At 54.4% G+C, this 21,724-nt stretch carries 18 protein-coding genes; 7 read left to right on the plus strand and 11 right to left on the minus strand.

All coding sequences use genetic code 11. The features are described 5' to 3' along the window. Nucleotides 1-12 precede the first annotated feature (12 nt). The 4 genes from ACO2Q8_RS05610 to ACO2Q8_RS05625 all read left to right on the plus strand — a co-directional run bounded on the left by ACO2Q8_RS05610 (nucleotide 13) and on the right by ACO2Q8_RS05625 (nucleotide 6,193). A complete protein-coding gene (locus ACO2Q8_RS05610; RefSeq protein WP_423343809.1) occupies nucleotides 13-1,254 on the plus strand; it encodes an MFS transporter in 1,242 nt (413 codons plus the stop codon). 135 nt (nucleotides 1,255-1,389) lie between these two features. Further along, nucleotides 1,390-3,039, plus strand: coding sequence for a sulfatase-like hydrolase/transferase (locus ACO2Q8_RS05615; RefSeq protein ID WP_423343810.1), 1,650 nt, complete (start codon nucleotides 1,390-1,392; stop codon nucleotides 3,037-3,039). 2 nt (nucleotides 3,040-3,041) lie between these two features. Beyond that, entirely contained in the window at nucleotides 3,042-4,682 is a 1,641-nt protein-coding gene (locus tag ACO2Q8_RS05620; protein WP_423343811.1) for a ChbG/HpnK family deacetylase, read from the plus strand. Nucleotides 4,683-4,837: 155 nt separating this feature from the next. Then, the gene (locus tag ACO2Q8_RS05625) at nucleotides 4,838-6,193 is read left to right on the plus strand and encodes an NAD-dependent succinate-semialdehyde dehydrogenase (RefSeq protein WP_423343812.1); all 1,356 of its coding nucleotides are present in this window, start codon (nucleotides 4,838-4,840) and stop codon (nucleotides 6,191-6,193) included. 86 nt (nucleotides 6,194-6,279) lie between these two features. Here the strand turns inward: ACO2Q8_RS05625 and ACO2Q8_RS05630 are convergent, their stop codons facing one another. The 6 genes from ACO2Q8_RS05630 to rpmG form a co-directional block, all read right to left on the minus strand. Continuing rightward, nucleotides 6,280-8,229, minus strand: a complete 1,950-nt coding sequence (locus ACO2Q8_RS05630; protein ID WP_423343813.1) for a sensor histidine kinase — start codon at nucleotides 8,227-8,229, stop codon at nucleotides 6,280-6,282. Nucleotides 8,230-8,299: 70 nt separating this feature from the next. Then, on the minus strand, nucleotides 8,300-9,610 hold the full coding sequence (rimO, locus tag ACO2Q8_RS05635; protein WP_423343814.1) for a 30S ribosomal protein S12 methylthiotransferase RimO: 1,311 nt from the start codon (nucleotides 9,608-9,610) through the stop codon (nucleotides 8,300-8,302). A gap of 207 nt (nucleotides 9,611-9,817) precedes the next feature. Further along, entirely contained in the window at nucleotides 9,818-10,306 is a 489-nt protein-coding gene (locus ACO2Q8_RS05640) for a hypothetical protein (RefSeq protein ID WP_423343815.1), read from the minus strand. A 30-nt stretch (nucleotides 10,307-10,336) separates the two neighbouring features. After that, on the minus strand, nucleotides 10,337-11,296 hold the full coding sequence (gene ftsY, locus ACO2Q8_RS05645; protein WP_423343816.1) for a signal recognition particle-docking protein FtsY: 960 nt from the start codon (nucleotides 11,294-11,296) through the stop codon (nucleotides 10,337-10,339). Between the two features lie 236 nt (nucleotides 11,297-11,532). Beyond that, nucleotides 11,533-11,688, minus strand: coding sequence for a DUF4295 domain-containing protein (locus ACO2Q8_RS05650; RefSeq protein WP_111626371.1), 156 nt, complete (start codon nucleotides 11,686-11,688; stop codon nucleotides 11,533-11,535). Nucleotides 11,689-11,721: 33 nt separating this feature from the next. Continuing rightward, nucleotides 11,722-11,904: a 50S ribosomal protein L33 gene (gene rpmG / locus ACO2Q8_RS05655; protein ID WP_423343817.1), complete on the minus strand. Its 183-nt coding sequence runs from the start codon at nucleotides 11,902-11,904 to the stop codon at nucleotides 11,722-11,724. A 221-nt stretch (nucleotides 11,905-12,125) separates the two neighbouring features. Here rpmG and ACO2Q8_RS05660 point away from each other — a divergent pair, with 221 nt between their 5' ends. Further along, nucleotides 12,126-13,361 carry an NADH-quinone oxidoreductase subunit D gene (locus tag ACO2Q8_RS05660; RefSeq protein WP_423343818.1) on the plus strand — a complete coding sequence of 412 codons (1,236 nt, stop codon included), beginning with the start codon at nucleotides 12,126-12,128 and terminating at the stop codon, nucleotides 13,359-13,361. On the opposite strand, the gene hpt is transcribed toward ACO2Q8_RS05660, so the two are convergent. Beyond that, nucleotides 13,358-13,885 (minus strand): hypoxanthine phosphoribosyltransferase, encoded by a 528-nt coding sequence (gene hpt, locus ACO2Q8_RS05665; protein WP_423343819.1) that lies wholly within the window; start codon nucleotides 13,883-13,885, stop codon nucleotides 13,358-13,360. The genes ACO2Q8_RS05660 and hpt overlap by 4 nt on opposite strands. A gap of 122 nt (nucleotides 13,886-14,007) precedes the next feature. On the opposite strand from hpt, the gene ACO2Q8_RS05670 reads away from it, so the two are divergent. Then, nucleotides 14,008-15,228, plus strand: coding sequence for a tetratricopeptide repeat protein (locus tag ACO2Q8_RS05670; RefSeq protein ID WP_423343820.1), 1,221 nt, complete (start codon nucleotides 14,008-14,010; stop codon nucleotides 15,226-15,228). 88 nt (nucleotides 15,229-15,316) lie between these two features. On the opposite strand, the gene ACO2Q8_RS05675 is transcribed toward ACO2Q8_RS05670, so the two are convergent. Next, nucleotides 15,317-15,787 (minus strand): Lrp/AsnC family transcriptional regulator, encoded by a 471-nt coding sequence (locus ACO2Q8_RS05675; RefSeq protein WP_134031615.1) that lies wholly within the window; start codon nucleotides 15,785-15,787, stop codon nucleotides 15,317-15,319. Nucleotides 15,788-16,245: 458 nt separating this feature from the next. Between ACO2Q8_RS05675 and ACO2Q8_RS05680 the strand changes: the two genes are divergently transcribed. Further along, nucleotides 16,246-17,754 carry a glycoside hydrolase family 10 protein gene (locus ACO2Q8_RS05680; RefSeq protein ID WP_423343821.1) on the plus strand — a complete coding sequence of 503 codons (1,509 nt, stop codon included), beginning with the start codon at nucleotides 16,246-16,248 and terminating at the stop codon, nucleotides 17,752-17,754. A gap of 113 nt (nucleotides 17,755-17,867) precedes the next feature. Here ACO2Q8_RS05680 and ACO2Q8_RS05685 read toward each other — a convergent pair whose 3' ends face one another. From ACO2Q8_RS05685 to ACO2Q8_RS05695, 3 genes are all read right to left on the minus strand, one after another. Beyond that, entirely contained in the window at nucleotides 17,868-18,710 is an 843-nt protein-coding gene (locus ACO2Q8_RS05685; protein ID WP_423343822.1) for a sugar phosphate isomerase/epimerase family protein, read from the minus strand. A 136-nt stretch (nucleotides 18,711-18,846) separates the two neighbouring features. Then, nucleotides 18,847-20,085, minus strand: a complete 1,239-nt coding sequence (locus ACO2Q8_RS05690) for a 4-hydroxy-3-methylbut-2-enyl diphosphate reductase (protein WP_423343823.1) — start codon at nucleotides 20,083-20,085, stop codon at nucleotides 18,847-18,849. A 64-nt stretch (nucleotides 20,086-20,149) separates the two neighbouring features. Next, on the minus strand, nucleotides 20,150-21,679 hold the full coding sequence (locus ACO2Q8_RS05695; protein WP_423343824.1) for a GH3 auxin-responsive promoter family protein: 1,530 nt from the start codon (nucleotides 21,677-21,679) through the stop codon (nucleotides 20,150-20,152). Between the last annotated feature and the right edge of the window lie 45 nt (nucleotides 21,680-21,724).

Consider the following 21,724-nt stretch of genomic DNA (forward strand, 5'->3'; position numbering starts at 1 on the left):
GACCCTTTTCGTATGAAATTTCGCTACCGGGTGCTGGCCGGGTTGTTTCTGCTCTCCACCATTACCTTCCTCGACCGCGTCTGCATGAATGTGGTCAGCAAATACATCAAAGCCGACCTCGGCCTCGACAACCAGCAGTTTGGGTATGTGCTGGGCGCGTTCTCGCTGGCGTATGCCTTGTTCGAAATTCCGACCGGCGTGCTGGGCGACCGAATCGGCCCGCGCCGGGTGCTGACGCGCGTGGTGCTGTGGTGGTCTGGTTTTACGGCCCTGACCGGCGCGGCCGTCAACCTGGCGTATCTGCTGGTCATGCGGTTTTTGTTCGGCGCGGGCGAAGCCGGGGCTTACCCGAATGCCTCGATTGTGATCGGGCGCTGGTTTCCGGCGGTGGAGGTTGGCCGGGCGCAGTCGGTGATCTGGGCGGCCGGGCGGCTGGGCGGGGCCTTGACGCCCCTGCTCGTGATTCCGCTGGTTCACTGGGCGGGCTGGCGCTGGGCGTTCGTGATTCTGGGGCTGGTGGGGGCGGTTTGGGCGGCTGGCTGGTTCCGCTGGTTTCGCGACGAACCCGCCGAACAACCGGGCATCCGTCCGGTCGAGGTGGACGAAATCGAAACCGGTCGCCGGATTGCGCACACCAAACACCAGCTTCCGTGGCTGTCGGTGATCCGAAACCCGGATTTGTGGGCGCTGATGCTGATGTGTCATTTATTTTTTTACGGTTCGTATTTCTTTACCAACTGGTCGTCGGTGTATTTTCAGGAAGGACGCGGATTGAACGAAGAACAAACCAAGAACTTTATTTCGCTTTCGTATTTTCTGGGGGCCATTGGCTGTGTGTTGGGGGGCGTTTTGAGCGATGTTTTGACGAAACGCTATGGGTTGAAAACCGGTCGCCGGGCGGTGGGGGTAGGTGGGCTGGGCCTGTCGGGACTGTGCTTTGCCTTCGCCGGTGCGACGACGGACAACCAACTGGCGGGGTATCTGCTGGCCACCTGCGTCCTGCTGAAAGACCTGGCGTTGCCCGTCGCATTTGCGGTTTGTATCGATATTGGACAGCGCAACGCCGGAACGGTGGCCGGCGCGATGAATTTTGCCGGGCAATTGGGCGGTTTTTTCATCACCATCCTATTCGGCATCATCGTGGAGCAGACGCAGAATTTCAATTTCCCGCTGTATCTGATCGCCGGTTGTCTGTCGGTGAGCGCCCTGCTCTGGCTGCGGATTGATCCTACGCGGGTGGTGGCGGTAAAATGAAGGTTTACGGTTTATAGTCTATAGTTTACAGTTTGCTGTAATGGGCTATAAGTCAGTACTTTATTCGAAACCATAAACTATAGATTATAAACCATAAACTATATACCCTTTCCCGACGCTTTTTAAACTTTCTTTATGAAATACCTCTTCGTCGCTTTGCTCGTCGCCGGTCTTTCGGCCTTTCTCCGCCCGGTTGGGCTTCCGGTTGCTGATCCCAAAACCGCTCCGCCGACCGCGCCTAATATTCTCTGGATTTCCTGCGAGGATATGTCGCCCCGGCTGGCTTGTTACGGCGATACCACCATTCCGACCCCAAACATCGACCGGCTGGCCCGCGAAGGCATCCGGTTCAGCAACGCTTTCTGCACAGCGGGTGTCTGCGCGCCCAGCCGCAACGCCATCATTACGGGAATGTACCAGACCAGCACGGGCGGCCACAACATGCGGACGTTGTACAGCACCTATCCGGAAAAAACCGGATTACCCAAACAGTACTCCATCGTGCCGCCCCCCGATGTGCGGGCCTTTCCGGAATACCTGCGGAAGGCGGGCTACTACACCACCAACAACGTCAAAACCGATTCCCAGTTTGAAGAGCCGTCCACGGTTTGGAACGAGGTCAGTACGAAAGCACATTGGCGCAATCGCCGGGCCGATCAGCCGTTTTTTGCGATTTTCAACAACACGGTCACGCACGAATCGCAGGTCTGGCAGCGGAAAGACTTGCCGTTGCGGGTCGATCCGGCGCGGATTAAGGTACCGCCGTATTACCCCGACACCAAAACCGTTCGGCAGGATATGGCCCGGTTTTACAGCAACATTCGCGACATGGACGATTGGGTGGGCGATTTGCTGAAGCAACTGGAAGACGATGGCTTGCTCGATAAAACGATTATCTTTTTCTGGTCGGATCACGGCGATGGCCTGCCGTTTGTGAAGCGCGAAATTTACGACCGGGGGCTCCGGGTGCCGCTCATCGTGCGGTTTCCCGACGGACAGAGGGCCGGGACGGTTCGCCCGGAACTGATTTCCATGATCGACCTGGCGCCTACGGTTTTGTCGCTGGCCGGTTTGCCGACGCCCAAACCCATGCAGGGACGGGCGTTTCTGGGAAAATTTGCCGAAAAAAAGCCCCGTTCGTATGTGTTTGCTGCCCGCGACCGGCTCGACTCCGAGTACGACCGCGTGCGAACCGTACACGACGGACGGTACCAGTACATCCGCAATTTTTACCCCGACCGACCGCTGTACATGGACATTGCGTTTCGGAAACAGCAGCCGATGATGGCCGAGATGCTTCAGATGCGCGACGAAGGAAAGCTGAACGCGGTCCAGATGAACTGGTTCCGGCCCACGAAACCGGCCGAGGAACTCTACGACCTGCAAACCGATCCGTACGAGCTGACTAACCTGGCCGACCAGCCCGCCTATTCGGAACACCTCAAACGCCTGCGCCGGGAGATGGACCGCTGGCTGACGGACACCCGCGATTTGGGCGGAGTTCCGGAGAAAGAACTGGTGCGGCAATGGTGGCAGGGCCGCGACGAACCGCCCGTGACGGCAGCACCCACGATCCGGCAGCAGGGCGGACGTCTGGTCTTCACCTGCGCGACGCCGGGCGCGTCCATCGCCTACAAAACCGCCGACAGCCCGGCTGGCAACTCATGGCAGGTGTATTCCGAACCGCTTCGGCTGGCTCAACCCACCTCGGTTACGGCGGTGGCCCAGCGCATTGGTTATTCCCGCAGCGCAGAAACCGCCTTTACTTTTCAATCTGTAAAATGACCATGAAGGTTACAAAACCGGTTTTCTTTTTCTTCGTATTCAACGTACTCGTGCTGGCGGGGACCGTTCAGGCCCAGTGGCCCATCGGAATTCAGTTGTCGAGCATGAAGGGCAGTAAGGACATTCCGAGTATGATGGCCCAACTCCGGCAATGGGGCGTTACTGAACTGGAAGGCGGTTGGCCCCGCACCATGCCGGTGAAGGAATACCGCAGACAAATGAAGGAAAACGGCCTGCGGATGGTGGGGATCGGGGCCGATTTCAAACAATTGCAAGACAGCGTGGCCCTTGTCGCCGACCGCGCCCGGCAGTTGGGGGCCGAGTACGTCGTTTGCTACTGGATTCCGCACGGGCAAACGTTTACCCTGGCCGATGCCGACAACGCCATTGCGGTTTTTACAAAGGCCGGGCGGTTTTTGCGGAAAAAAGGACTGACGCTCTGTTACCACAACCACGGTTATGAGTTTGTTCGACACGGCAGCGGAAACCTCTTCGACTACCTGGTTGAGCGAATGCCCGCCGAGGCCGTGCAGTTTGAATTGGATGTGATTTGGGCCAAAAACACGCGCCAAACCGCCCAGCCGCAGAACCCCACTGCCCTGCTCCGAAAGTATGCCGGACGGTTTCCGCTCGTGCACCTGAAAGACCGGCGGCCCGGCACGCCCTCCACCCTGGAAAACCCAGCCTTACGACCGCATCAGGTGGCGCTGGGACAGGGCGATATTGGCCTCAGCCGGTTTTTGCAGGAAGCCTGCCGGAGCGGGGTGAAGCACCTGTTTATCGAAGACGAATCCCTGAAACCGTTCGAGCAGATTCCGCAAAGCATTTCGTTTTTGCGGCAGTGGGAAGCGCACAAAGACGAAATTCGGCTGCTGGTGCGGGCCGACGATCTGGGCATGGCCCACAGCGCCAATCGCGCCTGTCTGGATGCATTGACCACCGGGATTGCCCGTTCGGCCGAGGTGATGGCCCCGACGGCCTGGCTGCCCGAAGCGCTGGGCGAACTGGCGAAGCAGCCGACAGCGGATGTGGGCGTCCACCTGACGCTGACGAGCGAATGGCCGGTGGTGAAGTGGCGTCCGCTAACCACCGCGCCCAGCCTGACGGATTCGGCAGGGTATTTTTTCCCGACCTGCTGGAAAGGAAACCCGGCCATGCCGTCTTTTCTGGACCATGAGCTGAATCTGCTCGAGGTCGAGCAGGAGTTGCGGGCGCAGATTGAGCGCGTTCGGCAGGCGCTGCCCCGGCAGGTGTCGCATCTATCGACGCATATGGCCTTCGACCGGGCGGACCCGCGTTTGCGCGAACTAGTCGAAAAACTCGCGGTCGAGTACGGACTACCCACGCTCGAACCGTCGATGGCCGAACCATTTCCGAAATTTGACGGCCAGCAGGCCACGGACCCCGCCGAACGGACGAAAGCGTTTGCCGCAGCCCTCGAAAAACTGGAACCCGGCACGTATCTGCTCGTTACGCACCCGGCCTACCACACCGACGACATGAAACCGCTGGGCGAAAAAGAGTCGGTGGCTCTCAGCCGGAATGCCGATACGGCCATGTTGAAAAGCCCGGCGGTGCAGGCTGTGATCGCGAAAAAAGGCATTCAACTGGTCAATTACCGCGACGTGCTGGGTGTAAAGTGAGTTAATAAACCCGGGTTTGAGTTCGAGAAAGCCTTGTAGAGCCATTTCTTGTTTCCATTCAAGACCGGGTTATGCCGGTCTTTTGCTTTTTTTTGTGGTTACTGGTCGCCTTCCTACAGTCAAATTTTGTTTACCAGGAAACCAAGCTAATTCCTATGCGCTTCACATCCGTCAACCCCTATACCCAAGAAAAGATCAAATCCTACCCGGTTTTAAGCACGCAATCGCTTGACCGGAAGCTCAAACAGGCCGACCGGGCATTTGCCGATTGGGCGGCCTTGTCGCTGGAAGAACGGATGGCATATTTCCGCAAGGTAGCGGCTCATCTGCGCAGCGAGAAGCAGCGGTACGGCGAACTGATCACGGCCGAAATGGGCAAAACACTCAAGGAAGCAATGGCCGAAGTGGAAAAATGCGCCGTCGGCTGTGACTATTACCTCGAACATGCTCCCCGGTTTCTGGCGGATCTGACGATCAAGACCGAGGCCCAAAAGAGTTTCGTGGCCTACCAGCCGCTGGGTACGGTGTTAGCCGTGATGCCCTGGAATTTTCCGTTCTGGCAAGTGTTCCGGTTTGCCATTCCGTCGCTGCTGGCCGGAAATGTGGGGGTGCTGAAGCACGCTACCAACGTCAGTGGCTGTTCGCTGGCGATTGAGCAGGTTTTCCGGTCCTGCGGTTTTCCGGAAGACGTTTTTCAATCGCTGCTGATGGAGTCAAAAACCGTCGAACACGTGTTGAAAGATGCCCGTGTGAAAGCCGTTACGCTAACCGGGAGCGAAAAAGCCGGAGCGTCGGTGGCGTCGATTGCCGGGAGCCAGATCAAGAAATCGGTGCTGGAACTGGGCGGGAGCGATGCGCTGATTGTGTTGGCCGACGCGGATCTGGCAAAAGCCGCCGAGGTAGCGGCTCACTCGCGGATGCAGAACGCCGGTCAAAGCTGCATTGCCGCCAAGCGGTTTATTATTGAAAAAACCGTCAAACAAGAATTTACAGAGCGGGTTTTGAGTCACATTCAAGCGATTCAGCAGGGCGACCCGAGGGCCGAAGCGACCACGATGGGGCCGGTTGCCCGGCTGGATCTGGCCGATGAGATCGAGCGGCAATGCGCCGAAACCGTTCGACAGGGCGCGCGTCTGCTGCACGGCGGAAACCGGGACGGTTGTAATATACAGCCGATTTTGCTTGATAAGGTAAAACCGGGAATGACGGCCTTTCAGGAAGAAACCTTCGGGCCGCTGGCTGTCATCATCGAAGCGAAAGACGAACAGGACGCCATCAAACTCGCCAACCAGTCGAACTACGGCCTGGGCTCGGCACTCTGGACGCAGGACCGCGAGCGGGCCGACCGGCTGGCGCGGCAGATTCAGGCGGGGTCGGTGTTTGTCAATTCGCTGATGCGCTCCGATCCGCGTGTGCCGTTCGGGGGCGTCAAACTGTCGGGCTTTGGGCGGGAACTGGCCGAGGTCGGTATGAAGGAATTCCTGAACATTAAAACCGTCTGGATCGACTAACGTACCCACGGACTTTAGTCCGTGAGTTGCTATTTACTCAATGAGGTAGCTAACTCTCACGGACTAAAGTCCGTGGGTACGGAACACTAGACGGCGACTTCGACGACGGTGCCCCGGTCGGAGTAGATGCGGAAATGACCACCCAGTTCCTCGGCCCGTTTTTTCATGTTTTGTAGGCCGTAGTGGTTGTCGAACGAATCGTTCTGGAGGGATAAGCCGTTGCCGTTGTCGCTGACACTTAATTGGAATGTGCCGTCGGGTCGGGCGCTGAGCAACACCGTTACTTCGGTCGCCTGGGCGTGCTTCACGACGTTGTGCAGCGCTTCCTGCATAATTCGGAACATGTTCAGCGCCTGCACCGAGGTCAGCGGCTGAACCAACTGGCCTTCGGTTTGAATCGTAATCCGAAGCGGCTCCATCTGCTGAAAATACCGGCTGACGTAATGCGTAATGCGCTCTTCGAATTCCTCGAGCGTAAAGCTTTCCTGGTGAATGGCCCAGATCGTGTCGCGGAGCATTTTGATGGCTTCGCGCGTATAATCGACCACCGAACGGAGTTGCGCCGAGAGTTGGTAGGGGTTCGGAATAGGCTGTTTTTCGGTCTGTCGTCCGATTTGCTGTAAGCTGTTGACAATGAACGACAACTGAGCACCCACGTTGTCGTGCAGGTCGCGGGCGATGCGCTCCTTCTCCTGCAACGACTCATTTTTCAACTGCAACGCCTGTACTTCCGCTTCATACACCAGCCGTTGCTGCTCGTTGCGTTCGTCGTTCAGTTGCTCGTTGCGGTCGCGGATGAGTTTGTAGCGGTAGGCCAGGCCGAAGGTCAAAACCAGGACTTCAAACAGCGACGCCAGCGCGTAGTTCTCGTAGCTTTCCAGAAACGGATACGTCGGGATGACGGTCAGGTTGCAGAGGATAATCAGGAAATTTAGGGCATAAAACGGGCTGACGGCCACCAGATACAACCAGGCTTCTTTCACCCGATACCGCTGAATGAGGTTGATGATGATAAAGGCCCAGATTAGCGGCATCGGGAGCCAGTAAAAGAAAATAAACAGCCGCATGATAATCTGCTCGACGGCGGGCGGGACATACAAAATCCACTCGACCAGCAACGAAATCAGGCAAAATACCCCGCCGACCAGCGCAACGGTGGCCACACGGTCCCACAGGCGGCTTGGGGTATGTTGCAGCGACAGGAACGACCGGACAAACAACAATTGGAAGAAGAACAGCAGGAGCGGAAACACGAAATAGACGTTGCGATTCGGCATCCGGAACTGCCCGTCGAAAAAGAATTGGTACAAAAAACCGTCGTTGATGAAAAAATAACCGGCCAACCCCAGCACGCACAGGATGTATTTCCCGTAAATCCGGTCGAAGGTGGTGAAATAAAAGAAAAGGCTGATTAAGGTGACAAACAGGAAAATCGAAAAAATACCGCCCCAGAAGGCGTAATCGGCCAATACAAACGTATTGAATTCCGTCTGGGCACGAATCGTAATCGGCACCACCTGCACCCCCCGGCGTTTGAGCGCCCGGACGTAGCAGGTCATCGTTTTCCCAATGGGCAAGGTAAACGGAAACCAGTAGTTGCGGTGGTAGACCATCTTCTGGTCCACGGGCGTTTTCCAGCCGTAAACCGGCGAGGTATAAACCAACTGCTGGCCGTCGCTGATAAACAGTTGGAGTTCGTCGAATGCCCAGAAATCGACCTCACAAAACAGCGCCCGGGCGTCGGGCGAGTCGGTCTGGAGTTGAAACCGCACCCAGACCGGATAAGCCTGCTGCTTGCCGCTGGTGTAGCCAACATTCGGGATCGGCGACATGCTGGCCCGAAACAACCGGTCGGCTTCGGGGCGCATAACCTGCCCGATGGTCAGCCGGTGCGTGGTGTCCTGTAACGTCCAGAGATCGTGGTCGAGAACGAGCGGAAGCCGATCCGCCGAAAGGGGTATGACGGGTTGGCTCGCTCGGGTCAGAACCGGAGACAGCAACAAGGTAAGGACAAAAAACCGGTAGAGATGGGCCATACCGTTGCGAGGTTGGGTTCCAAAGATACGTAAAAACCGGCTTGTTGATGAGGAAGTTACCGGTTTTTGTTCACAGCACAACCTCGCCGTACAGATCGAATTCGTGGGCTTCCGTGATGCGGACGTTGGCAAAGTCGCCCTGACGTACATACTGGCTGGCCGGAACCAGCACCTCGTTGTCGACTTCCGGCGAATCGAACTCCGTCCGGCCGATGAAAAAACCGCCTTCCTTCCGGTCGAAGAGCACTTTATACGTTTTGCCGAGTTTTTCCTGATTCAGTTCGGCCGAAATGCCCTGCTGAAGTTCCATGATCGCGTCGGCGCGTTCCTGTTTGATGTCGGCCGGAATATCGTCGGACATCGTGTACGAATGGGTGTTGTCTTCGTGGGAATACGTAAAAGCGCCCAGCCGGTCGAAGCGCATCCGTTCGACAAATTCGTACGTTTCGTCGAACATCGCTTCGGTTTCGCCGGGGTGGCCGACGATGAGCGTCGTCCTGAGCGCGATGTCCGGCACTTTCTCCCGAATGCTGTGAATGAGGGCCTCGGTTTTTTCGCGGGTGATGCCCCGGCGCATCAGTTTGAGCAGTTCCGTCGAGCCGGTTTGCAGCGGCATGTCGAGGTAGTTGCAGACGTTCGACCGGTCGCGCATGACGTCCAGGACGTCCATCGGAAAACCGGACGGATACGCGTATTGCAACCGAATCCAGTCGATGCCTTCGACGTCGGCCAGGCGGTTGATGAGGTCGGCCAGCGTGCGTTTTTTGTAAAGGTCTAACCCGTAATAGGTCAAATCCTGGGCAATCAGAATCAGTTCTTTCGTGCCGCGCCGGGCGAGCGACTGCGCTTCTTTGACCAGCTCCTCGGCCGGGCGCGAGACGTGGTGGCCGCGCATGAGCGGAATGGCGCAGAACGAACACGGGCGGTCGCAGCCTTCGGCAATTTTCAGGTACGCAAAATGGGCCGGAGTCGTCAGCAACCGTTCGCCCACCAGCTCGTGTTTGTAGTCGGCCTTCAGCGTTTTGAGCAGACGCGGCAGTTCGTTGGTGCCGAACCAGGCGTCGACGGTCGGGATTTCAACTTCCAGCTCGTCTTTATAGCGGTGTGACAGACAGCCGGTTACGTAGACTTTATCGACCACGCCCGCTTCCTTGGCGTCGACGTACCGCAGGATGGTATTCACCGATTCTTCCTTCGCGTTGTCGATAAAACCGCAGGTGTTGATGACCACAATGTTGGCATCGTCTTTCTTCGATTCGTGCGTCACATTGTAGCCGTTGCCTTTCAGTTGGGTAAACAGCACTTCGGAGTCGACCAGGTTTTTGGAGCAACCCAGCGTGACAATATTAATTTTATTCGAGCGTAAGCCTTTCGTTTTCAAAACAGACTAAGATTAAAAGGATTCTTCCTGATCGACAGGATGATCCGGGTGCCGGAGGGCGGTTTTAGATGAACGGAGTAAACCGTCTTGGCAGAACACTACTATTTTTTACAAAGTTCGGAAAAGTACAATTCAGGAGAAAGTTATGCAGCCACAATCCACGGAATTTTATGCGGCACGTAGCAGCAAAAAAAGCGTTCATGACGGTTAAAATACCGCCTGATACGAAATTTCAAAGGTGATCGTGGACCGGCGGTTTTTCTCAACCTTTACCGGATAAATGTTGTTTTGACCATCGGACAGGTTGGCGTACAAACCTTTTTCTTCCTGCACAAAAACCGAATAGTCGCCCGGTGGCAGGCTGACGCAAAATTGCCCGTCTTTCCCGGATTTCACTTTCTTGACAAGTCGGGTTTTGACGTTGGCGTAAAAACCGTCTTCGCCGGGCTCGGTCTGATTCATCTTTGTCAGTTCGTAAATCAGCACCTCCCGAACCACGGGCTGGCCTTTAGGCTGCGGACGGTCGGGGCCGGGCATGTGGTTGCCGGATTTGAAAATCACCGTTCCGCAAATGCCCTGCGCCAGTTTCTGATTTTCGCTGGATTTGCAGGCAATCACAAATACCAATCCATACAGCCAACTTATTAAGAAGAAAAGCCGTTGCAGAGCGTGTAGTTTGGTTCTAATGCGCATCATAAACCCGCCGTCTTTGAATCCTGAAAACAATCAGACTTTCTTAAAGAATGAATCCACGAACTCCATCTTGCTGAAGGTCTGTAAATCGTCGATTTTTTCGCCAACACCGATGTATTTCACCGGAATCTTGAACTGGTCGGAAATACCGATCACCACGCCCCCTTTGGCCGTGCCGTCGAGCTTCGTGATCGCCAGGGCCGTCACGTCCGTGGCTTTCGTAAATTCGGTGGCCTGAATAAACGCGTTCTGACCGGTCGAACCGTCGAGCACCAGCAAGACTTCGTGCGGGGCTTCAACGAGGAATTTCTGCACAACCCGCTTGATTTTCGATAGCTCGTTCATCAGGTTGACCTTCGTGTGCAACCGGCCCGCCGTGTCGATAATCACTACGTCGGCGTTCATGTCGACGGCTTTTTTGACGGCATCGAAGGCCACGGCCGAGGGGTCGGTGTTCATGCCGTGGTCGATCACCGGGACGCCTACGCGATCCCCCCAGAGTTTGAGTTGCGCCACGGCGGCCGCCCGGAAGGTATCGCCCGCGCCCAGCACCACTTTGTAGCCGCGCTTGTGGTATTGGGCCGCCAATTTGCCGATGGTGGTGGTTTTGCCCACGCCGTTGACGCCGACCACCATGATGACATACGGTTTTTTTCCGGTCGGCAGCGCAAAATCGTCATCAACATCCTCGGATTTGTTTTCGGCCAAAAGTGCGGCAATTTCTTCGCGGAGAATGCGGTCCAGTTCGCTGGTATTGACGTACTTATCGCGGGATACGCGCTCTTCGATGCGCCGGATAATCTTGACGGTTGTTCCAACGCCCACATCGGAGGTAATCAGGACTTCCTCCAACTCATCCAGCACTTCGTCATCGACGGTCGATTTACCGACGACGGCGCGGTTGAGTTTCGAAAAGAAGCTTTCCTTGGACTTTTCCAGCCCTTTATCGAGTGATTCTTTTTTTTCCTTCGAGAAGAAATCAAACAGACCCATTGCGTTGACGTTAGAACTGTGGATTTACCCCCAACCCCTGAAGGACGGTCGGCCGCTGCCGGGCTTAGAAAATCCAGGTTTTTAAGCCCGGCAGCGGCCGACCGTCCTTCAGGGGGTTGGGGGTAAAATATAAAACTGGCTGATGCACTTATTCGCTCTACTGCCTTGAGCAACAAAGATAAAAACAAAAAAGTCCCTCCGAGGGGACTTTCCATAAATGCCATAAAACGGGAAGACTAGCCTTTCAATGCGGCCTGTACTTCTTCCAGCGGGACCATTTCTTCTCTGAAGGTGTACGCACCGGTTTTCGGTGATTTCACGGCTTTGATAATCTTTGCGAAGTTCTTACCGCCACCTTCCTTCTTCAGGGTTGCAACAACTTTCTTTGCCATCTTGGATCGTCGGGAATTGTCCCGGAGTTACAATTATTTAATTTCTTTGTGTACGGTTACGCGCTTCAGATTCGGATTGTACTTTTTCAGCTCAATCCGGCTCGGCGTATTCTTACGGTTTTTGGTCGTTACGTAGCGCGAAGTACCCGGTATGTTCGTGTCCTTCTGCTCCGTACACTCCAGAATTACCTGAATTCTATTGCCTTTCTTAGCCATTGCTGTATATAGTTTCTCAAACAGGAACGCAAAGGTAAGATAAAGTCTTAAGAACCACAACGGTTAGTTGTTAAATAATTACAAACTCATACCCACGGACTTTAGTCCGTGTGAGTTAGTGTAAACAGCCAGAGTTAGTAAACTCCCAAAACACGGACTAAAGTCCGTGGGTACGATCGGGTTTTGACTTTTGCACGATCAGTCCCGACCTTTGCCGTACGATGACGACACAAACCGTTCAGTACGACTACCAGCCTGGCTTGTTTCAGGCTTCCGAGCCGAACAAATACACGCCCGAAGCCCTCGCACCGGGCGAGATGATCCTGAACATGGGGCCGCAGCACCCCTCGACGCACGGCGTTCTCCGAATGGAAGTCGTGACCGACGGGGAGATCATTGTCGATGTCGTGCCGCACCTAGGTTATCTGCACCGTTGCTTCGAGAAACACGCTGAATCGTTGCCCTACAACCAGACCCTGCCGTTTGTCGACCGGCTGGATTACATGGCCGCCATGAACAGCGAGCATGTGTTTTGCATGGGCGTGGAGCGGATGCTCGGCATTGATAAGGAGCTTTTAAGTCGGCCCGACGGTCGGCGGATTGAATACATCCGGGTGCTGGTGGCCGAATTAAACCGCCTGGCGTCGCACTTTGTCGCCATCGGCACCTACGCGCTCGACATTGGCGCGTATACGCCGTTTTTGTGGATGATGCGCGACCGCGAGCACCTGCAACGGATGCTCGAATGGGTCAGCGGGGCGCGGATGCTCTATAATTATATCTGGATTGGCGGGTTGTATTATGACCTGCCGGTCGGTTTTGAGGAGCGTTGCCGGGAGTTTTTGAACTACCTGAAGCCGAAACTGCTGGAATTGCAGCAACTCGTAGTCGACAACAAGATTTTCGTCAAACGGACGGCGGGCGTGGGTGTGTTGCCGCTGCCGGTGGCAATCAACTACGGCTGTTCGGGACCGGTGTTGCGGGCGTCGGGGTTGCGGTACGACCTGCGCCGGGTCGATGGTTACTCGGTGTATCCCGAACTGGATTTCGATATTCCGATTGGCGAAGGAACCGTCGGTAAGCTCGGCGACTGCTGGGACCGCAACTACGTCCGGGTGCTGGAATGCTGGGAGTCGGTGAAAATTGCCGAACAATGCCTGGTGCAACTGACCGGTGACCTGAAGCGGACCCGCGATTTCGATCCGCAGGCCATTGTTCCGAAGAAAATCCGTCCGAAAGCGCAGGAGTTTTACATCCGGGGTGAAATTCCGAAGGGTGAACTCGGCTTCTTTTTCCGGGCCGACGGACGCTCGGATGTGCCCTTCCGCTGCCGGGCGCGCTCGTGTTCGTACCACAACCTGTCGGTGATCAGCGAAATTTCGAAAGGCGCCATGATTGCCGACCTGGTGGCCATTATCGGCTCCATCGACGTGGTCATGGGCGAGGTCGACCGCTAGGCCAGCACCAAAATCTCTTTCGTATTGCGCCCCAGTTCGTCGTAATCCAGGCCGTAGCCGATCACAAAACGGTTTTCGATTTCAAAACCAACGTATTGAATGTTTACCGGAACCTTCAGGGCGTCCGGTTTAAACAGCATCGTAGCAATCGCCAGCGACGCGGGTTGCTGCCCGGTCAGTTGCCGCGAAACGTCCTGAATCGTCAGGCCGGTGTCGATAATGTCTTCAATCAGAATGACATCCTGCCCGGTCACAGGCTCGCCCAAACCGAGTACTTCCCGCACGACGCCCGTCGAGGCCGTTTGCTGGTACGAACTGACACGAATAAAAGTCACGCGGCACGGAATGGTCAGGTGGGTCATCAGTTCGGCGGCAAAGATGAACGCGCCGTTCAGCACCACCACCAGCAGCGGTTCCTTGTCTCGATAATCCTGGTTGATTTGCTCAGCTAATTGAAAAATGCGGTTTTTCAGCCGGTTTTCGTCGATGAACGGGACAAAGGTTTTGTCTTTGATAGTCAGCATACGGGGTCGTTGACGCAAAAACCAAAGGTACGGCATCCGGCGGGTTCCTAAAAACTTTTGATTCGGTAAACTGGAATTTCAAAAACTTCGTTGATAAGGGACAATCCCAGTATCCTGAAAAAATGAAAAAAAGCATTCTTGTTTTGATCGGCTTTCTGATGACTTTGACCGTACGCGCTCAGGTCTATTCGCTGGCTGATTTTGACAAAAAGTACGACATGTTGTTGAAGCACCCCGGCGTTCAGATCGAGTCGGCGGAGGCTATCAACAGCTTGTATAATTACAAATTTTACGAAGCCGACAAGGAGTTTCGCTGGCTGCGAACACGGTACCCGGATCACCCGATGCCGTACTTTCTGATGGCCTTGGCCGAGTGGTGGAAAATTGTGCCGAATACCGAAAATACCGACTTTGACGACAAGTGCCTGGCTTACCTGGATACGACGATCACGAAGGCGGAGAAGTTATATGATCTCAAGGAAGATAAAGTCGAAGCTTCGTTTTTCCTGGCGGCTGGCTACGGCTTTAAAGGACGGTTGTACTCGGAACGGAAAAAGTGGACTAAGGCAACCTGGGCCGGAAAAAATGCGCTGAAATACTTCGAGAAATGCAAAGGCAACGGTGATTTAACCCCGGAATTGCTGTTTGGCGACGGTTTGTATAACTATTACGCCCAGTGGATTCCGAAAAACTACCCGGCGCTGAAACCGATCCTGATGTTTTTCCCGAAAGGTAACAAAGCGCAGGGTATTCAACAGTTGGAAAAAACCGCCAACAACGCCTTTTACACCCGAACGGAGGCCCGGTATTTCCTGCTCCAGATTTACAGCATGGAAAATGAATACGGCAAGGCGTATGATCTGGCGAAATACATGTGGCAGCAATACCCGGACAACCCGTATTTTGAGCGGTATTACGCCCGGACGGCCTTTGTGCGTGGTTATACCAACGAAGCGACAGCGGCTTCCAACAGCATTTTAAACAAAATTGAGCGGGGCATGGATGGCTACGAGGGCGTCGGCGGTCGGACGGCGGCTTACATTTTAGCTTATACCAATCATCACTACACCCGCGATCTGGCGAAGGCCAAACAATATTACCAGAAAACCATCGATTTTGCGAAACAGACCAACTCGTACGATGCCGCGTATTACTGGGCCTCGGTGCTGAGTCTGGGCAAGATTGCTGCGGCTGAGAAAAACTACGATCAGGCACAAACCTACTTCAAAGAGGTCCTCGACAAAGCCGACCGCAAATCCAGCCAGCACAAAGAAGCCAAAGAAGGGCTGGATAACCTCAAAAAACAGCGGAGGGAAGAACGGAGGAAGGCGAGAAAGAGTTAAGAGTTATGAATTAAGAGTTATGAGTTGGCTGACGCATTCTATACTGCGGAGCCAACTCTTAACTCTTAATTCATAACTCTTAACTCATTTAAGGGATTGGGAGCACTTTGCTTTCCTTGAACGTCGAGAGAATCACCATCGTTTGGGTGCTGGCAACTTCCTCGATTTCGTTGATTTTTTCGAGCATCAGCACTTGGTACGAAGCAATGTCTTTTGCGATTACTTTCAGTAGAAAGTCGCCGGATCCGGTGATGTGGTGGCACTCAATAATTTCCGGAATGTTCTTTACGGCGTTGACAAACGATTCGGTCACCTGCTTTTTGTGGCCGACCAGGGATACCTGCACAAACGTGGTGACGCCCAAGCCAACCCGATCCCGGTTCAGTTGGGCGTGATAGCTCTGAATGATGCCGGATGTTTCTAATTTTTTAACGCGCTCGAGCGTCGGGGCAGGTGATAAACCGATTTCTTTCGACAGTTGAGCGTTGGTGATTTTAGCGTTTGTCTGTAAAATTTCTAATACTTTCCGATCAATCTGATCGAGTTTGATTCCTGACATGGTAGTAATGACCTTAAAACTTTATCCAACCAAGAGTAAGAGGACACAAAACTAAACACTATCCTTGTATTTTTATAAAAAAATATGGATTTTTTACTAAAAAGGAAAATAATGATTGGTTTCGTAATCCATTTATCGGCTCAAAATTACTGGAAACAATAGTTATACCAAATACTATTCGACATCAAAATAGTCCGTCCTTCCCTTTTTCTCCAAATAATATTTTGTTGCAAAATCGCCCGATTGCCAGACACAACACTAAAAATAAAACCGGGCTCTTCCTAAAATACAAAATGTTATCTCTGCTCGACATTGAACCGGGAAAATAACAACGCAATAAACCGGGTGTCAATAAAGTTTGAAAGTGGATAAGCTTGTTGCATATCTTTGACGTTCCCATTCTCTTTTTGACCAGTCGTTTGTGCATGTGCTGCTGTTACCGGACTCTTTTACTCCTTTTGCTCTGTCTTTTTGAAAAACCGCTGGCCGGAAAGGCACAGATTCCGCCAAAACGCGAGTTTCGAGCCGTCTGGATTGCCACAGTGGATAATATCGACTGGCCGAGCGTGCGCGGAATGCCCGCCGATAGCCAGCGTTCGGAGTTCGTCAAAATTCTGGACATGCACCAGCGGGCGGGGATCAACGCCGTAGTCGTGCAAATTCGGGCGGCAGCGGATGCCTTTTACGCCAAAAGCACCGAACCCTGGTCCTTCTGGCTGACGGGACAACAGGGCCGTGCACCGGAGCCGTTCTACGATCCGCTGGAGTTCATGATCCGCGAAACCCACGACCGGGGCATGGAATTTCACGCCTGGTTCAACCTCGACCGCGCTACGTTTAGTAAGCTCTCCGTCGTAACGCCCGACCACATCAGCAACCGAAAACCGGACTGGATGCTTACCTACGGCGGCCGAAAACTCTTCAACCTCGGACTGCCCGAAGTCCGGAGTTACGTAACCAGTATTGTCACCAACATCGTCCGGAATTACGACGTGGACGGGATTCATTTCGACGATTATTTTTACCCCTATGGCGTTGCCGGTCAAGTCATTCGCGACGAAGTAACGTTCCGAACCTACGGCAACGGCATGACGCTTCAGAACTGGCGACGCGAGAACATCAACCAGTTGATTCACCAGCTTCACGATTCGATTCAGGCCATCAAACCGTACGTGAAGTTTGGCGTGAGTCCATTTGGTGTCTGGAAAAACCGCAGCCAGGATCCGGAAGGCTCCGAGACAACGGGCGGTTTAACGTCGTATTTTGACTTGTATGCCGATACGCGCAAGTGGAGCCGCGAGGGCTGGGTCGATTACATGGCTCCGCAGGTGTATTTCAGCACCGATTTTCAGAAAGTGCCGTACCGCCTGCTGGTCGACTGGTGGGTGAAAAACGGTTTTAACCGGCATTTGTACATCGGGCAGGGCGCGTTCCGGATTAACCGCTCGACCCCGCGCGACCGGGCCTGGAATGATCCGAACGAAATGTCGACCCAACTGGTCTATAACCGCCAGTTTCCGCAAATTCACGGCAGCATCTTCTTCAGTTCCAAATCATTGACTGATAACCTGAACGGTGTCCGGGATACATTGCTGACCAACTTTTACCGCTATCCGGCGCTGATTCCACCCATGCCGTGGAAAGATCCCGAACCGCCCCTGGCTCCGAAAGATCTGAAAGCGCATCCGTCGCCCGAAGGCGTTGAACTGTTCTGGCAGGAACCCGACCCGGCATCCGACGGCGACAAAGCCCGCTACTACGTTGTTTATCGGTTTGAGCGAAAGGATAAAATGAACCTGGACGACCCGACCCGGATTGTTGCCATCTGCGTGGGCGAGCAAACCACGCGGTTTATCGACCGCACCGCCGAACCGGAAAAGCGCTATGTCTACGCTGTTACGGCCTTCGACCGGCTGCACAACGAAAGTACGCCCAGCCAAGTTAATGTGCGGGTGTCGGAACAATAAAACATAACCGTACCGTAGAGACGCGATTAATCGCGTCTCTATCAACGTGCGGGTGCCGAAACCATAAAAAAAAGACGCGATTAATCGCGTCTCTACCGGATACCGGACTGGAATTACACCGTTTTCAAAAATGCCAGGCCTTTCACGGCAATGTCTTCGCCGGACGATTCAATGTCGCGCCAGATGGCGGCTGCTTTGGCGATGGCTTTTACTTCCGGTGTGAACGATTCGATGACCAATTGTCCTTTGAAATCAATGTCTTTCAGCGCCTGCCGGATGGAATCCCAATCGATGTGGTCGTTGCCCGGAATGCCCCGGTCCGAGCCGCAGCTATGCAGCAATTCAAGCCGCGAACCGGCTTTGCGAATGGCGTCGGCCTGGAATTTCTCCTCAATGTTCATGTGGAACGTATCGAGATGCAGCCGTACATTGTCGTTGCCGACCAGGTCCGCTAGCTCGATCACCTGATCGCAGGTGTTGATAAAGTCGGTTTCGAAGCGGTTGAGCGGTTCGAGCGCAATTTTCAGCCCTTTGCTTTGGGCATATGCGGCCAGTTCCTTCAAATGCTTGACCACGGTTTTTTGCTGTTCTAGGTACACATCTTTGGGGGTAGCTTCGGCACGTCCGACGCTCGAATACAGCGGCCCAACGAGCATTTCGGCTCCGATAATCTCCATCACATCGAGCAAGCCTTTCAGGTACGTCATCGCGTTTTGCTGCTGTTCTTCGTCTCCCCGGAAGTCGCGGTCGGGGCCCATCGCGGCACAAACCGTTTTGCAACCCAGCCCGGCGTCGGCCAGGGCTTGTTTAACCCGTTGAGGATCAATGTTAGCGGGATCTTCCAGCCCGATTTCGACCGTGTCGAATCCCCATTCAGCAAATTTTGAAAACCACTTCACGCTTTCGTTCGTGAAGGGCGACGTAAACAGAAACGTGTTAATCCCGATGGTGTACATGCGATTGAATAGTTAAATCTAGTCTTTTGTTCCGACGAATGGTGAAAGCCGGAGCCGTTGCTTTTCGTGAAAAAAAAGAAGGCCAAGCGTTTTTTTTACTCGAAGGTATCTCCGATTACTGGAATTTAGGCGGTTTTCAGGCGTATTGTTGCCGAACATCGGCCATGACGGTATCGACTGACCGGGCCTGCGGAAAGAACGACACCACTTTCATCAGCACCCCTTCCACCACCGCATCAGGGCAGGAAGCGCCACAGGTCAGCAGGATCGTTACCGGCTCGTGGTTTGGGATAAACCGCTCCGTTACTACCTCCTGTTTGGTGTGCGGATTAAAGTGCCGGATCAACTCCGGCGACAGGATTTTCTGTTCGGTTTCGATAAAATACGTCGGCAGCTTTTCTTCGCAAAGTTCAACCAGGTGCAGCGTGTTGGAACTGTTGTAGCCACCGGCCACGAGCGCAAAATCGGCCGGATGGGTCAGCAGCGCGTAGGTCGAATCCTGGTTGTCGTTGGTGGCGTAGCAGAGCGTGTCGCGGGTGTTGGCAAAGCGGGTGTCGACTTCGTCGGGCTGAAGCTGGTAATGCTCAGTCATCACCTGTTTCAGAAAATCGGCAATCTGCTGCGTATCGGACGCCAGCATGGTCGTCTGGTTGACAACGCCGATGCGCTGTAAATCCCGCTCTGGGTCAAAACCGTCCGAAAACTGCCCCTTGAATTCGGTATAAAACTGTTCTTTGGACGATTCGCCGGTCAGGTAGGTCGCCAGCCGCCGGGTTTGGGCCATGTCGCGGACTACCACCGTCGGCGCTGATTCCTTGCTGTGCGAGAACGTCGCCCGGGTTTCTTCGTGGGTCGGTTTGCCGTGAACCACCACCGTGTACTCCTTCTGCCCGATCTGGCTGGCTTTGTTCCAGACTTTCTCGACAAACGGGCAAGTCGTGTCGTACTGTTCGACGTTCAGGCCGATGCTGGCCAGCTTTTGCTGAATTTCGAGCGTCGTTCCGAAAGCCGGAATCACCACCACATCCTCCGGTTTCAGTTCTTCCCACGGAATGATCGGTTTCCCCGAAGTTTCCAGGATAAACCGCACCCCGCGTTCCTGCAAATCCCGGTTTACATCCGGGTTATGAATCATTTCACTGAGCAGAAAAATGCGTTTGTCGGGATTTTCGGCGATGGCTTTGTAGGCAATCTCAATCGCATTTTCGACGCCGTAACAAAAACCGAAGTGCCGGGCAATCAGAAACCGGACCGGGCCGAAGTCGAGCAGCGTGGGCGTAAAATCGCGTTTCAGCTTATCGCGCTTCCGGCGAATTTCCTTGAGCGGACTAATGATCTGGCTCCGGTAATAGGCCGGGATATTGAAGGATTTCATGCAGCAAAAGTAGACAGGCTTCGTGGGAACAACAACCGTGGGAATCGCTTCGTTCAGCAGGCGATTAATCCGAAAGCGTCGTCATGCGACCCAGAATATCGTCGAGGTATTCGCGGCTGTTGCTCAAACGCGGCACTTTATGCTGCCCGCCGAGTTTGCCCCGGTTTTTCATCCACTCGTAAAAGGTGCCGCGCGGCACGGCGTGAACGATGGGCGGCTGCAACACCATGTCGTTGTAGCGCTTGGCGTCGTAGTCGGAGTTGACCTGCCGGAGCGTCTGGTCGAGAACCGTGCAAAAAGTGTCGAAATTGCGGGGTTCGTGCGAGAACTCGATCACCCATTCGTGCCGGCCGTTGGTGCCGTTACCCATGTAAACCGGCCCGGCGGTATAGTCGCTGACGGTGGCTCCGGTTTCCTCGCAGGCCCGCGTGATGGCGGTTTCGGCGTTTTCGATGATCACTTCTTCGCCGAAGGCATTAATAAAGTGCTTCGTGCGCCCACTGACTTTCAGCCGGAACGGGAACCGCGAGGTAAACCGAACCGTATCACCGACGCGGTACCGCCAAAGGCCGCCGTTGGTCGAAATGACCAGCGCGTAATTTTTATTCAACTCCACTTCTTCAATCGTCAGCGCTTTCGGGAACGGTTTTTCGGCTTCCTCTACCGGTACAAACTCATAGAACGTGCCGTAGTCAAGCATGAGGAGCATTTCGCCCACTCGTTTCAGGTCGTCCTGAATGGCAAAGAACCCTTCCGAAGCGTTATAAATTTCGAGGTATTTGATGCCGGGCGATGGAAAAATCTCGTTGGCGAACAACTCCCGATAGGGCTGGAAGGCCACCGCGCCGTGGATGAACACTTCAAAATTCGGCCAGACTTCCAGAATGTTCTGCTTACCGGTCAAGGCCAGCACGCGCTCCAGCAACACCAGCGCCCAGGTCGGCACGCCCAGAATGCTCGTCACGTTTTCGCGGGCGGTAATTTCGGCCATTCGGTCGATTTTGTCCTCCCATTTGCTCATCAGGGCGACCTCGATGGGTGGAGTCCGGATGTATTGCGCCCAGGACGGCAGGTTTTTCATCACCACCGCCGACACATCCCCGGCAAAACCGTGCTGGTTATACGGATTTTCGTGCAGGCTACCACCGATGGACAGGCCTTTGCCTTCAAACGTTTTGGTTTCCGGACGGTTGGCCACGTACAGCGCCATCATGTCCTTGCCCCCCCGAAAATGGCTCTCGTCCAGCGACTCCTGCGAAACCGGGATGAATTTGCTCCGGGCGTTGGTGGTGCCCGACGATTTGGAAAACCAGTGAATGCGCGAGGGCCAGAGAAGTTTTTGCTCGCCCTTCATCGTCCGCTCAATGTACGGAAATAGATCTTCGTAGGACGAAACCGGTACCCGTTCCTGAAAATCCCGTACTGTCCGGATCGAATCGTACTGATGTTGCCGCCCCCAATGGGTGTGACGGCCTTTGCTGATCAATTGACGAAAAACCGCCTGCTGGGTTTCACCGGGGCGCGCCATCATCGCTTCGATGCGGGGCACGCGCCGTTGCAACAGCCATTTGAGTGTCGTATTCAGCAAAGTCATACGCGAAGCGGTAAATCTGATCCAAACTTACTAAAAATGTTGTAT

The organism is Larkinella sp. VNQ87 (genome assembly GCF_049445795.1).
Taxonomy (GTDB): Bacteria; Bacteroidota; Bacteroidia; order Cytophagales; family Spirosomataceae; genus Larkinella.